Raw genomic sequence first — 14,576 nt, forward strand, 5'->3', positions numbered from 1 at the left:
CTCAGAGCGGAACGGCCAGGCCCTCCGGCGCCGGCCGGGCCAGCGCCTCGGCGACGTCGGGCCGCATCGGCGCCAGCCCTGCCCCGGCCAGGACGACGTCGCGGGTGAAGCCGTGCCAGCGGTGCGCGGAGCGCACCATGCTGTGCCCGCCCGCGACGGTGAACCGGGCCACCCGCGCCCCCGCCTGCTGGGCCCGCACGGCGAAGTCGGCCGAGAGCTGCGCGGGCACCCAGCGGTCGCCCCGGCCGTGCAGGATCGCGACCGTGCGGCCCCGCAGGTGCGCCACCGGCTCGCCGGGCGGCGTCCAGGGCGCCAGCGCGCACACCGCGGTGACGCCGTCGTGCCCGCCGGCGCGCAGCGCCGCCCGGCCGCCCATCGAGTGCCCGACGAGGACGACCGGCAGGTCGCCGTGCTCGGCGCGGATCCGGTCGAGGGCCCACCGGACGTCGGCGTAGGCGTCGGCCGCCGCACCGTTCCAGCCGGCCACCCGGTAGCGCAGCAGGCTGGTGGTGAGCCCCCGGCCGGCGGCGGCCGAGGAGACGAAGTGCTCGATCGCCCGCATCCGCACCAGCGACAGGGCGCGCTCCTTGGGCGGCTCCACGCTGGCCACCGTCCCGCCGTGGCAGAACAGCGCGACCGCGCGGGGTCCGGTGGTCGCCGGCCGGGTCTCGAGGACCGGCCCGGTCACGCCCGGCGGGATCGGCGGGACCGGCGGCCGCCGCCCAGGCTCGCCCGGGCGCGGTCGCCGAGGTCCCCGGCCTTGAGGAGCGCGTTGCTGACCGTGGAGGGGCCGCGGCGCTGCTCGAGCGCCCGCCCGAGCCGGCGCAGCACGCCGGTGGCCAGGGGGACGACGACGGTCAGGATCAGCCACATGCGCAGTCGGCGGGTGAAGAAGAGCCACATGAGGTGCACTCTGCCCCGTCGTCGTCCCCGGGAACCGCGGGGTCAGTCGGCCAGCTTGACGACCATCTTCCCGGTGTTCCCGCCCCGCAGGAGGTCGAGGAAGGTCTCCACCGCGTTGTCCAGCCCCTCGCGGACGGTCTCGCGGACCACCAGCTTCCCCGAGGTGAGCAGCCCGCCGACCTGCTCGGTGAACTCGTCGCGCAGGTCGGCGTGGTCACCGACGATGAACCCGCGCAGGCTGAGCTTCTTCGTCACGAGCATGAACATGTTGCGCGGCCCGGGCTGCGGCTCGACGGCGTTGTAGCCCGAGATGGCCCCGCACAGCGCGGCCCGGCCGAACTCGTTGAACGCGCCGATGGCGGCCTCGAGGTGCTCGCCGCCGACGTTGTCGAAGAAGACGTCGATGCCGCCGGGCGCCGCCGCCGCGAGCTGCTTCGCGACGGGCCCGTCGTGGTAGTCGAAGGCCGCCGTGAACCCCAGGTCCTCGGTCAGCCAGCGCACCTTCTCCGGCGTGCCCGCGCTGCCGACGACCGCCGAGGCCCCGAACAGCTTCGCGAACTGGCCGACCAGGCTGCCCACCGCGCCGGCGGCGCCGGAGACGAAGACGGCGTCGCCCTCCCGGAAGGCGGCCAGCCGGAACAACCCCGCCCAGGCGGTGAGGCCCGGCATCCCGAGGACGCCGAGGTGGTAGCTGGGCGGGATGCCCGGCAGCTCGGGCAGCACCCGGACGTGCGCGGCGTCGAGCACGGCGACGTCCCGCCAGGCCGCGTCGGCGAGGACCAGGGCGCCCTCGGGCACGTCGGGCGAGCGGGAGGCGACCACCCGGCCGACCGCGCCGCCCTTCATCGTCTCGCCGATCTCCCAGCTGGCGGCGTAGGACTTCCCGGCGTTCATCCGCCCGCGCATGTACGGGTCGACGCTCATCACGAGCATCCGGACGACGATCTGGCCCTCGGCCGGATCGGGCCGCTCCAACTCGACCAGGCGGAAGTCGTCGGGGGTCGGCTCGCCGTGCGGCCGGGCCGCCAGCTGCCATTCACGCGTCGTCACGGGCACGTCCGCCACTCTGCCCCGTGCAGGTCAGGGCTGCAGCGGGCGGTCCGGTCGTGCGCCGCCGGGTTGCGGCCGACGCCTACGCTCGGGGCATGTTGTTCTCCCGGTTCAAGACGCAGCCTGTCTCGGCCGAGGACGCGCTGCCCGGCCGTCCCGACCCCCTGCCGCACGTGCCCGAGGTGCACGCGATCAACGGCAACCGCATCCAGCCGCCGTTCCCGGACGGCATGCAGACCGCCGTCTTCGGCGCCGGCTGCTTCTGGGGCGTGGAGAAGGTGTTCTGGGAGCTCCCCGGGGTCTACTCGACCGCGGCGGGCTACGCCGGCGGGTACACGCCGAACCCGACCTACGACGAGGTCTGCTCGGCGCGTACCGGGCACACCGAGGTCGTCCTCGTCGTCTTCGACCCCGCCGTCACCTCCTACGAGCAGCTGCTCAAGGCGTTCTGGGAGGACCACGACCCGACGCAGGGCATGCGGCAGGGCAACGACATCGGCACCCAGTACCGCTCGGCGATCTACTACGCCTCGCCGGAGCAGGAGGCCGCCGCGGTGGCCACCCGCGACGCCTACCAGGAGCGGCTCAAGGCCGCCGGCTACGGCGAGATCACCACCGAGATCGCGCCGCTGGGGGAGTTCTTCTACGCGGAGGACTACCACCAGCAGTACCTCTACAAGGTGCCCAACGGCTACTGCCCGGTGCACTCGACCGGCGTCTCCTGCCCCGTCGGGCTGCCCGGCGTCTGACCCGCCCCACCTGCGCCCAGGGAGCTGTGCCTACGGTTCAGGCCCCGAGACCGTAGGCACGGCTTCCTGTGCCTGGAACGGAGAGGCCGGTTCATGGACATCCTGCGGACGCCCGACGAGCGGTTCACCGACCTGCCCGACTTCCCGTACGAGCCCCGCTACGTCGAGGTCGACGACGGCGAGGGCGGGCGGCTGCGGGTCGCCTACCTCGACGAGGGGCCGGCCGACGGCGAGACGGTGCTGCTCCTGCACGGCGAGCCGTCGTGGTCGTTCCTCTACCGGCGGATGATCCCGGTGCTGACGGCGGCGGGCCTGCGCGTCGTCGCCCCGGACCTGGTCGGCTTCGGCCGCTCGGACAAGCCGGCCGACCGGGCCGCCTACACCTACGCCCGGCACGTGGCGTGGATGCGCCAGGCGCTGCTCGACGAGCTCGACCTGCGCGACGTGACGTTCGTCGGCCAGGACTGGGGCGGGCTGATCGGCCTGCGGCTGGTCGCGGAGCACCCCGACCGCTTCGCCCGCGTCGTGGTCGCCAACACCGGCCTGCCGACCGGCGACCAGAAGATGAGCGACGCCTTCCTGGCCTGGCAGCAGTTCTCCCAGGAGAGCCCGGAGTTCCACATCGGCCGGATCGTCGCCAACGGCACCGTCGGCGGGCTCTCCCCCGAGGTGGTCGCCGCCTACGACGCACCCTTCCCGGACGACCGGTACACCGCCGGCGCCCGGCAGTTCCCCGCGCTGGTGCCGACCTCGCCCGAGGACCCGGCGGCGGCGGCCAACCGGGCCGCCTGGGAGGTGCTGTCGCGCTGGGACAAGCCGTTCCTGACGGCGTTCTCCGACGGCGACCCGATCACCGGCGGCGGCGACCGCGTGTTCCAGAAGCTCGTGCCCGGCGCCCGCGGGATGGCGCACACGACGCTGCCCGGGGGCGGGCACTTCCTCCAGGAGGACGTCGGCCCGGAGCTCGCCCGGGTGGTCGTCGACCTCGTCGCCGCCACCCCCCGACCCTGAACGCGGACGTGCCCGACTCCGCGGCGGAGGTGCTCGGGGCGCTGCGGCGCGCACCGGACGTCGAGGCGCCCGACCTGGTCGCCGTCGACGCGACCGACCGGCTGCTGCTCGACCTCGCGGCCGAGCTCGTCGCCGGCTGCGGCGGCGGGGAGGTCGCCGTCGTCGACGACTCCTACGGGGCGCTGGCCCTGGGGCTGGCCGCCCGGCACGGGCTCACCGGCATGCGGGTGAGCCAGGACCTGCTGGTGGGGGAGCGGGCGCTGGCCGCGAACGCCGAGCGGGTCGGCCTGGCCGGTAGCTACCGCTCGGTGCCACTGGGCCCGGAGCTCGCCGCCGGCGCCCGGGTGGTGCTGGTCAAGGCGCCCAAGGCGCTCGACGCGCTGCGCGAGATCGCCGAGGTGGTCGCCGCCTCCGCGGCCCCCGACGTCACCGTGCTGGTGGGCGGCCGGGTGAAGCACATGACGCTGGCGATGAACGACGTCCTCGGGGCGTCGTTCGGGGAGGTGTCGGCGACCCTGGCCCGGCAGAAGTCGCGGGTGCTGGTCGCCCGCGGGCCGCGACCGGGGCCGTCGTCGTTCCCCCGGCAGCAGGTGCACGGCGACCTGGGGCTGACCGTCTGCGCCCACGGCGCCGCGTTCGCCGGGACGAAGATCGACGTCGGCACCCGGGCGTTGCTGCGGTCGCTGCCGGAGCCGGCCGCCGACGTCCGGACGGCCCTGGACCTCGGCTGCGGAACCGGCGTGCTGGCCACCGTGCTGGCGCGCAGCCGGCCGGAGCTGCGGGTGCTGGCGGTGGACCAGTCCGCGGCGGCGGTCGCCTCCGCCGCGGCGACCGCCGCCGCCAACGGGGTCGCCGACCGCGTCGTGGCCCTCCGGGACGACGCCGCCGCCACGGTGCCCGACCGCAGCGTCGACCTCGTCGTCTGCAACCCGCCCTTCCACGTCGGCGCCGCGGTCGTGACGACGGCGGCCGACCGGCTGTTCGCGGCGGCGGCGCGGGTCCTGCGGCCCGGGGGTGAGCTCTGGACGGTCTACAACTCCGCGCTGCGCTACCGGCCGGTGCTCAACCGCGTGGTCGGGCCGACGCGGGTGGCCGGGCGCGACCCGAAGTTCACGGTCACGGTGTCCCGCCGCCGCTGACGTGCTCCACGTGGAACATCCCGCCCGCGACGTCGGCACCGGTAGCCGCCCCAAGGGGTGAACCAACCCGGTCTCGCCGTGCCCCGGCGGCGGAGCGTGACGGATGATGTCGCAGAATGCTCAACCAGTCGGCCGGGTCGGTCCCGGTCCCGGATGGCGCAGGGGGCTGGATGTCTCAGGTGGCGGAAGGGGATGCGGCCGTCGTCGGCCCGGTGCCCCCGCACGTCACCGCCGGTGGGCATCCGCTGCGCACCCACCTGGCCGCCCTCGTCGGCTCCGACGACGACCTCCTCGCCTGCACCCTGCCGTACCTGGACGAGGGCCTGCGCGGCGACGAGATGGTCGTCCTGTCCTGCCCGCCGGACACCGCGGCGCTGGTCTCGTCGGCGCTGGGCGAGCGGGCCGGGTCCGTCCGGTCCGACACGCGGTTGTGCCTGCTCGACACCGCCGTCCCCGACGCCGTCGCCGCCACCTGGGAGCTGATGCGGCGCGCGCGGGAGACCGGCTCGGGCCGGCTGCGCATCGCCGGCCAGATCGGGTTCGGCCCCGAGCCGCGGAACTGGCGGGAAGGGCTCCGCTACGAGGCCGCGGTGAACCTGCTCCTCGCCGCCCGGCCGGTGTCGGCGCTGTGCCTGTTCGACCGGCGGGTGCTGTCGCCCGAGGTCCTGGCCGGGGCGGCCGCCACGCACCCCGAGCTGATGGCCGGCAGCCACCCTCGCGCCAGCACCGAGTTCCAGGAGCCGGCCGACTTCGTGCGCCGGTTGCCCCTGCCGCGGGAACCGATGGAGGCGGCCGCGGCGGACGTCGCCATCGCGGACGCCCCCTCGCTGGCCTGGCTGCGCCGGGAGCTGCGAGGGGTGATCGAGGCGCGGGTACCGGATCCGGACCAGGCGGCCGATCTGCACTTCGCCCTCAGCGAGATCGCCTCCAACGCCTTCCGGCACGGATCCCGGCCGGTCTCGGCCCGCGTGTGGGCCGCCGCCGACCGGCTGGTGTGCACGGTGACCGACCAGGGCAGCGGCTTCGACGTGCCCTTCGCCGGTTTCCGCCCGGCCCACGGCGTGGACCTCGCCAACGGCGGCATGGGGCTGTGGCTGGCCCGCAAGCTGTGGGACCACGTCGACGTGCTCCCGGGGACGGCGGGGTGCACCGTCCGCCTCAGCACCCGGCTGCGCTGACGCGCGGCGCCGGGGTCCCGTGAGCCAGGCCACTACGGTGAGCGACGTGGATGACGCCGTCGACCTGATCCTGCGGCAGTGGGCTCGGGAGCGGCCGGACCTGGACTGCTCCCCGATGGGCATCGTCGGGCGGATCACCCAGCTCCAGCGGGAGGTGCACCTGGCGCAGCGGGCCACCTTCGCCCGGCACGGCCTGGACGCGCCGTCCTTCGACGTGCTGGCGGCGCTGCGCCGGGCGGGAGAGCCCTACCAGCTCACCCCCACCGCGCTCATGCGCACGGCGCTGGTCACCTCGGGGGCCATCACCCAGCGGCTGGACCGGCTCGAGGAGAAGGGCCTGATCACCCGCGAGCGCAGCGAGGCCGACGGCCGGGCCGTCGTCGTCACGCTGACCGAGGCCGGCCGGGCGGCGCTGGACGCCGCGCTGCCCGACCACCTGGACACCGAGCGGCGGCTGCTCGACGCGCTCCCGGCGGAGGACCAGGAGCAGCTGGCGACGCTGCTGCGCCGCGTCCTGGTCGGCCTGGGCCGGGTGCCGCAGGAGCCCTAGGGACTCCGGCTCAGGACAGCGCGGTCTCGGGGGCGCCGAGCAGGGCCCGGGAATCCTTGCCGGCCCGCTTGGCGGCGTACATGGCGGTGTCGGCCCGGTGCAGCAGCTCCTCGGCGGTGCAGCCGGCGTCGGCCAGCGCGCCGCCGACGCTCGCGGTCACCGTCAGCGAACGGCCGTCGAGCTCCACCGGGTCCCGCAGCGCGGCGAGCAGGCGGTCCGCGACGTCGCGCAGCCGCGCCCCGTCGGCGTCGGTGAGCAGGAGGGCGAACTCGTCCCCGCCGAGGCGCGCCACCACGTCGTCGCCGCGGACGGCGGCGGAGAGCCGGGCGGCCACCGCCAGCAGCAGCTCGTCGCCCGCGGCGTGCCCCAGGGTGTCGTTGACGCCCTTGAAGTCGTCCACGTCGACGAAGAGCACCGCCGGCGGGGCGGCCGGGTCGACGGCGGCGGTGGCCTCGGCCAGCCGCTCGTTGAAGGCCGCCCGGTTGAGCAGGCCGGTGAGCGGGTCGGTCCGGGCCTGGCGGCGGAGCTCCTCCTCGAACAGCTTGCGGTCGGTGACCTCGCGGAGGTTGACCACCCAGCCCTCGAACCCGGCGTCCTCCACCTTGCCGCTGATCCGCACCTCCACCCAGCGGCTGCCCCCGGAGCTGTGCTGGACCCGGATGTCGGCGTCCACGAAGCCGGCGACGGCGGCGCCGGCGGCACCGGCCGCGGCCACCGCGGCCCGCAGCCGGACCTGGTCGCGCGGATGGGCCAGCTCGATCGCCGAGCGGCCGACGTACGCGCTGCCGGGGCGGCCGAACAGGGTCTCCGCCGCGGGGCTCATGTAGGTGATCGTGCCGGTGGGGTCGATGGTCGCGATGACGTCGGTGGCGTTGGCCAGGAGCAGCCGCATCCGCGCCTCGCTGGCGGCGAGGGCGGCCCGGGTCCGCTCGCGCTCCCGGTTCAGGGCGGCCAGCCGCCACAGGGCCAGCCCGGTGAGCAGCGCGCTGCCCGCGCCGAGCAGGTAGCCGATGCCGCCGTGCCCGGAGCTCCAGAGCAGCAGCAGCGCGGGGCTCACCAGCAGGGTGACGCACAGCCCCAGGAGCCGGCCCGACGCCGGGTCCTGCGCGGACTCCGGGTGCCGGCCGAGCGCCGCGACGGACGGGTGCCGCCCGGCGAGGACGAGGGCGGCGACCGCGAGCAGGGGCAGCGGGTCGAGCAGCGGGGCCTCCCGCAGCGCGCCGAACAGCATCCGGCCGGTGTAGCCGGCGACGGTGAGGAGGGCGGCGGCCAGCAGGGCCGTCGAGCTGACCGAGCGGCGCCCGCGGGAGACGGCCAGCGGCACGCAGACGAACAGCAGCAGCACCGTGAGCAGCGGGGTGCCCACGCCCGTCTCGACGTGGTCGGCGGTGACCACGTGGTCCCGACCCTGGACGGCCAGCAGGGCGAGGCCGGCGGCCAGCAGGAGCGTGGCGGTGTCGGCCCACGCGCCCCGGTCCCGGGTCCGCCGACCGTCGCGCACCACACCGAGCGCCCCCACCACCATGGCCGCGTAGGCCGCGATGTCGAGCGCGGACTCCAGGCTCGCGAGCGGACCGGGGAGGACGCCGGCCAGCGCGGGGGCCTCCACGGCGGAGCTGAGGGCGAACAGGACGAGTGCGGCGGTGAGCGCCCGCCAGGCGACGACCTGGGGCGCGGCGTGGCGGCGGAGCGCGGTGAGCGTGCCGGCGGTGCCGAGCAGGAAGAGCGGGATCTCGGCGGTGGGCCGCCAGGGGCCGATCGGCACGAGGGGCACGACGGCGGCGACCACGAGCACGGCCAGCCCGGCGTGCAGCCAGGCCGCACGCGCGGTGGCCGGAACCGGGGACGCGGAGGTGGTCACCCGGTCCCATCGGCGGTCGGCCGCCACGGGTCGAGCCCCGGTCACCCGCCGGAGGGATGCGGCGCGCCGGCTCAGACCTGGGGCAGGTCCTCGGGCCGGAGGTCGGGGCGGACCCGGACGAAGCGCAGGGGGTGGCGGAACACCCCGGCCTGCAGCGCGGCGTCGGCGCTCACCTCGACGACGGCCGCCGGCTCGACGCGGGTGAGCGGGACCGACAGCCGGCCGCCGCCGAACCGGCCGGTGCCGATGCGCTCGGGCCACGGATGGTCCGCGCCCGCCGGGCGCAGGACGGCCGCCAACTCGGCCGACTGCCGGGGGGAGAGCGGACCGGTCCGGCCGACGACCACCAGCTCGCCGTCGCGGTAGCGGCCGGCCACCAGCTGGCTCGGCCGTTCCAGGGAGCCGATCACCCCGCCGGCGAGCACCTCGGTGGTCTCCCAGCTCTTCACCTTGAGCCACTCCCGGCGGCCGGGGGCGTAGCGGGTGGCCGCCCCCTTCACCACCAGGCCCTCGACGCCGGCCGGCCGGAAGTCGTCGAACCACTGGCGCGCCTGCGCGGGATCGGCGGTGACGGGGGAGAGCTGGAGCGGCGGCGCCCACCGGCCGGCCAGCTGCTCGAGCGCGGCGCGGCGGCGGGTGAGGGTGCGACCGCGGAGGTCCTCGCCGCCGACGGCCAGCAGGTCGAAGGCGACGTAGGAGGCGGGCGTGGCCGCCACCTGGGCCGCGATGCGGCCGGCGGTCGCCACCATGCGGCGCTGGAGCAGCCCGAAGTCGAGCCGGTCGCCGTTCCAGATGACGACCTCACCGTCGACCACCGAGCCCGCGGGGATCTGCGCCAGGGCGGCCGCGGCGACGTCGGGGAACCGGTCGGTGAGGTCCCGGCCCTGCTTGGACCACAGCCGGGTGGCGCTCCGGTCGCGCACGATCACCAGCCGGTAGCCGTCCCACTTGGGCTCGTAGCGGCAGCCACCGGACAGGGCACCCGGGGCCGGGATCTCCCGGACGGGCTTGGCCAGCTCCACGGCGACCGGCCCGGCCAGCTCGGGCGGCAGCCCGGGCAGACCCGGGACGGACAGGGGCACCCGCCCAGCCTGCTGGGCCGCCGCGCCGCGCGCACCCCGGCGGGCGCGGGCGCCACCCGTTCGGAGGGCGGTGCACCATGGGGAGGGCGAGGAACGGGGGTGCGATGACCGACCGCAAGCCGACCGGGATGTCGTTCGAGACGTGGGTGGACAACCAGATCGCCCGCGGGATGGCGCGCGGGGACTTCGAGAACCTGTCCGGCGCCGGCCGGCCGCTGCCGCGCGAGGCCCTCTCCCAGGACGCCTACGACTGGGCCGTGGCGAAGGCGCGGCGCGAGGGCGTCGAGACCGCCGCCATGCTGCCGCCCGGGCTGGCGCTGCGCCGCGAGCGCGACCAGCTGCCCGAGCGCGCCGCACGGCTGCGGTCCGAGGCCGAGGTCCGGGCGCTCGCCGAGGACTACAACGCCCGCGTCGAGGCCTTCTGGCGCCGTCCGCAGGAGAGCCGCTGGGCGCCGGTGCCCGGACTGGCCGACGTCGAAGCGCTGGTCGCCGGCTGGTGGCTGGCCCGGCCACCGGAGCCGCCGCCGTCGCCCCCGGTGGTGGAGGTCGCGCGGCGTCCCTGGTGGCGCCGCCGCCGGGCCTGAGCCGGCTCAGTCGTCTGCCGCGGCGGCCTCCCGCGCGTGCGCGGCGAGCTCCCGGGTGGCCATGCCGCCGGTCCGGCACGGCGACCGGCGACCCGGCGTGCGCCGGCAGCGAACGCGCGCCTGCCCGCCGGCCTTCCGGGTACGGGGACGGGCACCCCATCCCGAGGAGGTCCCGATGACCGAGGTGCCCGGCACCGACCGCGACCAGGCCCGCGAGAACGTGGAGGAGCAGACCCCGCTCGTCCCCGAGGACATGGCGGACGTCGACGACGAGGCGCGCCCGACGGGGGACGAGGGCGTCACGGGCGACGACGCCAAGCCGTCGTCGGGGAGCACCGACCCCGTTCCCTGATCTGCGGACAGTCCGTCTCTGCCCAGCTGTGCCGGGCAGAGACGGACTGTCCGCGGAGCCCCTACAGGACGTCGAACTCGTTGAAGGCCGCGCCGCCGGAGAGGGTCGCGTAGCCGGGGCCCCGGTCGAAGAACGGCTCCTCGCCGGTCCGCGCGCCGCGCAGCTCCGCCCGCAGCGCCTCGGTGGCGGCCTCGTCGGCGGTCCCGTCGGCCAGCACGACGACGCCGTAGTCCGCGCGGGCGCCGTCCACCGACACCTTGCGCCAGGCGATGTCCCGCAGGACCTCCTCGACCGGCCGGTCCAGCGGGTCGCCCCAGCCGCCGCCGCCCGTCGTCCGGATGCGGACCACCGTGCCCGCCTTCAACGGCTCGGCGTCGGCCAGCGCGTCGACCTCGTGCTCGTCGGGGCCGCCCGGGTCGACGGTGATCTGGAACGGACGCCCGGCCTTGCCGCCCTTGACGCCCCAGCAGGCGAGGATCGAGCGGTCGGCGATCGACATGAAGTGCGCGTCGCGGAGCACCCGGATGTGCTTCTCGTAGCCGCAGCCACCGCGGTAGCGGCCGGGGCCACCGGAGTCCATCGCCAGGCCGAGCCGCTCCACGCGCAGCGGGAAGCGCCCCTCGGTGAACTCGGTGGGCAGGTTCCGGGAGTCGGGCACGACGTGGATCGTGTCCTCGCCGTCGGCGTAGTACCGCCCGCCGGAGCCGCCGCCGAGCACCTCGCGCATGAGGTACGGCTGGCCGTCGAAGTCGGTGCCGTAGACGCCGGTGTAGCGGATCGTCTCCTGGTCGGCCGGCATCCGGCCGCCGGTGGCCTTGGCGAGCACGCCCGCGAGGACGCCGAGCAGGCGCAGGATGACGAAGGTCCGGGCGTTGGTGGGCGCCGGGAAGATCGGCGTGAGCAGCGTGCCCTTCTCCGGGAACCGCATCTCGATCAGCGGCACGACGCCCTCGTTGACGTCGAGCTGGGCCATCCGCTCCGGGCTCTCGGCCAGGTTGCGCAGGATCGGCGCCAGCCACTTCTTCAGGAAGTTGCCGTCGGCGTAGTCGCCGCAGTGGTTGATCGGGCCCTTGGCCTGCGGGCCGGTGCCGGTGAAGTCGATGACCAGCGGGGTCTCCCGGGTGGAGTCCATGATCAGCGTGATCCGCTGCCGGTGCAGCTGCGGCTCCTCGACGCCGTCGTGCTCGGCGTAGTCCTCCCAGACGTAGGTGCCGTCGGGGATCTGCGACAGGATCTCGCGCCGGTAGATCTCGGTGGAGCTGTCCAGGATCGCGTCGAAGCAGGCCTCGACCGCCGCGACGCCGTACCGGTCGAACAGCTCGCCCAGCCGCCGGGCGCCGGCCAGGCAGGCCGAGCACTCGGCGTCGAGGTCGGCGGCCAGCGAGTCGGGCATCCGCGAGTTGCGGGTCATGATCTTCAGCGCGCTCTCGTTGGGCACGCCGCGGTCCCACAGCTTGATCGGGGGGACCATCAGGCCCTCCTCGTACACGCTGGTCGCCGCGCTCGGCATCGAGCCGGGCACGGCGCCGCCGATGTCGTCGTGGTGCCCGAACGCCTGCACGAAGGCGACGACGCGCTCCGCGCCGTCCACCTGCGCGAAGACCGGGACGGTCACACAGAGGTCGGGCAGGTGGCCGATCCCGCCCTCGGAGAGGTAGACGTCGTTGTGGAAGTAGACGTCGCCGGGGTGCATCGTCTCGAGCGGGTAGTCGCGCACCACCGGGTGCACCAGTGCCGAGTACGAGCGGCCGGTGAGCTTGCGCAGCTCCCGGTCGTGGATGCCGGCCCGGAAGTCGTGCGCGTCGCGGATCATCGGCGAGCGCGACGTGCGGCCGATGGAGGTCTCGACCTCCTTCTCGATCGCCGCCAGGGTGCCGGCGACGATCTCGACCAGGACCGGGTCGGCGGCGACGGTGCCGTCGGTGAGGCTCATCGGCCGGTCTCCTTCGTGAGCAGCAGGTTGCCGTAGGCGTCGACGGTCGCGGCGAAGCCGGGGTGGACCGGGACGGTCGAGCCGAACTCCTCGACGATCGCCGGGCCGGGGACGACGTCACCGGGCGCGAGCCCGGGTCGGTCGTAGGTGGGGGTGTCGACCCAGTCGTCGAAGAAGACCGGGCGGGAGCCGGTGCGGGCCCGCTCGGGCCCGCCCTCCCCGGCGGGGAGCTCCACCAGGTCGGGACGGCGGATCGGCCCGATCCCGCTGACCCGGAGGTTCACCCACTCCACGGCCTGGCGCGGGTCGTCGGCGAAGTCGTAGCCGTAGAGCTGGTGGTGCGCGGCGTGGAAGGCCTGGGCGACCTCCTCGGCCGCGGCGCGGTCGAGCTCGCCGTCGGCGACGGGCACCCGCACCTCGAACGCCTGGCCGACGTAGCGCAGGTCCGCCGTCCGCTGCATGCGCTGCTCGTCGCGGCCGAAGCCCTCGCCGTCCAGCGCCGTCTGGGCCTGCGCCTCCAGGTCGGCGTAGACCGAGCGCACCCGGTCCAGGTCGAGATCGAGGTGCTTGCTGACGACGGTCTGCACGTAGTCGTTGCGGACGTCGACGGTCAGTAGCCCGAAGGCGCTGACGTTGCCCGGGTTCGGCGGCACCAGGGTGCGCGGCAGGTTCAGGATGTCCATCAGCCGGCAGGCCAGAAGCGAGCCGGAGCCGCCGAAGGTGGTGAGCGTGAAGTCCCGGACGTCGAGGCCCTTGGCCACCGTCACCTGGCGCAGCGCGTTGGCCTGGTTCCAGGCGGAGATCTCCAGGATGCCGGTGGCGGTGCGCTCCAGCGAGAGGTCCAGCTTGCCGCCGAGCTGCTCCAGGCCCGCGCGGGCGCTGTCCACCGACAGCGGGATCTCCCCGCCCAGCAGGTGCGGGGGGATCCGGCCGAGGACGACGTGCGCGTCGGTGACCGTCGGCTGGTCGCCGCCGTTCGGGTAGCAGATCGGGCCGGGGTCGGCACCGGCCGACTTCGGGCCCACCTTCAGCGTGCCCTCGGGCGACAGCCAGGCGATCGAGCCGCCGCCCGCGCCGACGGTGACGACGTCGATCATCGGGATCTTGGACGGGTAGTCGCCGACCGAGCCCTCGGTGGTGAGGGCGGGCTCCCCGTCGATGACGACGGTGACGTCGGTGGAGGTGCCGCCGCCGTCGCAGGTGAGCACCCGGTCGAACCCGGCGGTGCCGGCGATCAGCGCGGCGCCCAGGGCGCCGGCGGCCGGGCCGGAGAGCATCGTGGTGATCGGCTGGTGCACCACCTCGGCGGCCGACAGCACGCCGCCGTTGCTCTTCATCACGTAGAACGGCACGCCCGGCGCGATCTCGTCCAGCCGGGTGCGGATGTTGGTGACGTAGGCGCCGACCTTCGGCTTGACCGCGGCGTCGACCAGCGTGGTCACCGACCGCTCGTACTCGCGGTACTCGCGCAGCACCTGCGAGCTGATGCTCACCACGGCGCCGGGGTGCTCCTCGCGGATCACCTCGAGCATTCGCTGCTCGTGGGCGTCGTTCGCGTAGGCGTGCAGGAAGCAGACGCCGATGGTCGTGATGCCGGCGTCGCGGAAGAACCGGGCGGCCGCGCGGGCGTCGTCCTCGTCGAAGGAGCGCACCTCGGCGCCGGTGTGGTCCAGCCGCCCGTGCACGCTGCGCACCAGGTCTGCCGGGACGATCCGCGGCGGCTTCACCCAGAAGTAGCTGTTGCCGTAGCCGTCGGGCACCGACTGGCGGGCGATCTCCAGCACCGACTCGTAGCCCTCGGTGGTGATGAACCCGATCCGGTCCAGCTTGCCCTCGAGCAGCTGGTTGGTGGCGACCGTCGTGCCGTGGCTGACCGCGGTGACCGACTCCCCGGTCAGGCCCATCAGGTCGAGCACCTTGCGGACGCCGGTGAGGAAGCCCTCCGCCGGATCGGCGGGCGTGGACGGGGTCTTGGTGGTGGTCGTCGCGCCGGTCTCCTCGTCCACCGCGACGACGTCGGTGAACGTCCCCCCGGTGTCGATGCCGATGCGGACGCGGCGGGCACTCATGGCAGAAACCTTAGCGCTGAGATACCTGCGCGGGAAGTGCCGGGGACCAGTTCGCGTGCCGCCGGTCGCGGTTCCCGGGGCAGCTCCCTACCGTGGGGGGATGGACACCGCTGAT

The 14,576-nt window shown here is 75.2% G+C and carries 14 protein-coding genes; 7 read left to right on the plus strand and 7 right to left on the minus strand.

All coding sequences use genetic code 11. The features are described 5' to 3' along the window. Position 1: 1 nt before the first annotated feature. The 3 genes from ACI790_RS07440 to ACI790_RS07450 are packed head-to-tail and all read right to left on the minus strand — an operon-like array spanning position 2 to position 1,953. Positions 2-688 carry an alpha/beta fold hydrolase gene (locus ACI790_RS07440; RefSeq protein WP_456569152.1) on the minus strand — a complete coding sequence of 229 codons (687 nt, stop codon included), beginning with the start codon at positions 686-688 and terminating at the stop codon, positions 2-4. Beyond that, entirely contained in the window at positions 685-903 is a 219-nt protein-coding gene (locus ACI790_RS07445; protein ID WP_456569153.1) for a hypothetical protein, read from the minus strand. The genes ACI790_RS07440 and ACI790_RS07445 overlap by 4 nt, the downstream gene beginning before the upstream one ends. A gap of 42 nt (positions 904-945) precedes the next feature. Further along, a complete protein-coding gene (locus ACI790_RS07450; RefSeq protein WP_456569154.1) occupies positions 946-1,953 on the minus strand; it encodes an NADP-dependent oxidoreductase in 1,008 nt (335 codons plus the stop codon). Positions 1,954-2,048: 95 nt separating this feature from the next. On the opposite strand from ACI790_RS07450, the gene msrA reads away from it, so the two are divergent. From msrA to ACI790_RS07475, 5 genes are all read left to right on the plus strand, one after another. Continuing rightward, a complete protein-coding gene (msrA, locus tag ACI790_RS07455; protein WP_456569155.1) occupies positions 2,049-2,702 on the plus strand; it encodes a peptide-methionine (S)-S-oxide reductase MsrA in 654 nt (217 codons plus the stop codon). A gap of 93 nt (positions 2,703-2,795) precedes the next feature. Continuing rightward, a complete protein-coding gene (locus ACI790_RS07460; protein WP_456569156.1) occupies positions 2,796-3,713 on the plus strand; it encodes a haloalkane dehalogenase in 918 nt (305 codons plus the stop codon). Between the two features lie 8 nt (positions 3,714-3,721). Then, on the plus strand, positions 3,722-4,852 hold the full coding sequence (locus tag ACI790_RS07465; protein ID WP_456569157.1) for a methyltransferase: 1,131 nt from the start codon (positions 3,722-3,724) through the stop codon (positions 4,850-4,852). Positions 4,853-5,022: 170 nt separating this feature from the next. Then, positions 5,023-6,030: an anti-sigma factor RsbA family regulatory protein gene (locus ACI790_RS07470; protein ID WP_456569158.1), complete on the plus strand. Its 1,008-nt coding sequence runs from the start codon at positions 5,023-5,025 to the stop codon at positions 6,028-6,030. A 46-nt stretch (positions 6,031-6,076) separates the two neighbouring features. After that, positions 6,077-6,580 (plus strand): MarR family winged helix-turn-helix transcriptional regulator, encoded by a 504-nt coding sequence (locus tag ACI790_RS07475; protein WP_456569159.1) that lies wholly within the window; start codon positions 6,077-6,079, stop codon positions 6,578-6,580. Positions 6,581-6,590: 10 nt separating this feature from the next. On the opposite strand, the gene ACI790_RS07480 is transcribed toward ACI790_RS07475, so the two are convergent. After that, positions 6,591-8,441, minus strand: coding sequence for a diguanylate cyclase domain-containing protein (locus ACI790_RS07480; RefSeq protein WP_456569160.1), 1,851 nt, complete (start codon positions 8,439-8,441; stop codon positions 6,591-6,593). A 71-nt stretch (positions 8,442-8,512) separates the two neighbouring features. Further along, positions 8,513-9,523 (minus strand): ATP-dependent DNA ligase, encoded by a 1,011-nt coding sequence (locus tag ACI790_RS07485; RefSeq protein WP_456569161.1) that lies wholly within the window; start codon positions 9,521-9,523, stop codon positions 8,513-8,515. 104 nt (positions 9,524-9,627) lie between these two features. Here ACI790_RS07485 and ACI790_RS07490 point away from each other — a divergent pair, with 104 nt between their 5' ends. Continuing rightward, on the plus strand, positions 9,628-10,107 hold the full coding sequence (locus ACI790_RS07490; RefSeq protein WP_456569162.1) for a DnaJ family domain-containing protein: 480 nt from the start codon (positions 9,628-9,630) through the stop codon (positions 10,105-10,107). Between the two features lie 175 nt (positions 10,108-10,282). Then, a complete protein-coding gene (locus tag ACI790_RS07495) occupies positions 10,283-10,459 on the plus strand; it encodes a hypothetical protein (RefSeq protein WP_456569163.1) in 177 nt (58 codons plus the stop codon). A 61-nt stretch (positions 10,460-10,520) separates the two neighbouring features. On the opposite strand, the gene ACI790_RS07500 is transcribed toward ACI790_RS07495, so the two are convergent. Together ACI790_RS07500 and ACI790_RS07505 are read right to left on the minus strand one after the other, a co-directional pair. Next, positions 10,521-12,392, minus strand: coding sequence for a hydantoinase B/oxoprolinase family protein (locus tag ACI790_RS07500; protein WP_456569164.1), 1,872 nt, complete (start codon positions 12,390-12,392; stop codon positions 10,521-10,523). Then, on the minus strand, positions 12,389-14,461 hold the full coding sequence (locus tag ACI790_RS07505; protein ID WP_456569165.1) for a hydantoinase/oxoprolinase family protein: 2,073 nt from the start codon (positions 14,459-14,461) through the stop codon (positions 12,389-12,391). Before ACI790_RS07505 ends, ACI790_RS07500 begins: the two co-directional genes overlap by 4 nt. Between the last annotated feature and the right edge of the window lie 115 nt (positions 14,462-14,576).

Source organism: Blastococcus sp. SYSU DS0539, from assembly GCF_054050855.1.

Coding starts and splice junctions, on each gene's coding strand:
- ACI790_RS07505 (WP_456569165.1), bottom strand. CDS start 14,461: ATGAGTGCCCGCCGCGTCCGCATCGGCATCGACACCGGGGGGACGTTC.
- ACI790_RS07500 (WP_456569164.1), bottom strand. CDS start 12,392: ATGAGCCTCACCGACGGCACCGTCGCCGCCGACCCGGTCCTGGTCGAG.
- ACI790_RS07495 (WP_456569163.1), top strand. CDS start 10,283: ATGACCGAGGTGCCCGGCACCGACCGCGACCAGGCCCGCGAGAACGTG.
- ACI790_RS07470 (WP_456569158.1), top strand. CDS start 5,023: ATGTCTCAGGTGGCGGAAGGGGATGCGGCCGTCGTCGGCCCGGTGCCC.
- ACI790_RS07460 (WP_456569156.1), top strand. CDS start 2,796: ATGGACATCCTGCGGACGCCCGACGAGCGGTTCACCGACCTGCCCGAC.
- ACI790_RS07445 (WP_456569153.1), bottom strand. CDS start 903: ATGTGGCTCTTCTTCACCCGCCGACTGCGCATGTGGCTGATCCTGACC.
- ACI790_RS07490 (WP_456569162.1), top strand. CDS start 9,628: ATGACCGACCGCAAGCCGACCGGGATGTCGTTCGAGACGTGGGTGGAC.
- msrA (WP_456569155.1), top strand. CDS start 2,049: ATGTTGTTCTCCCGGTTCAAGACGCAGCCTGTCTCGGCCGAGGACGCG.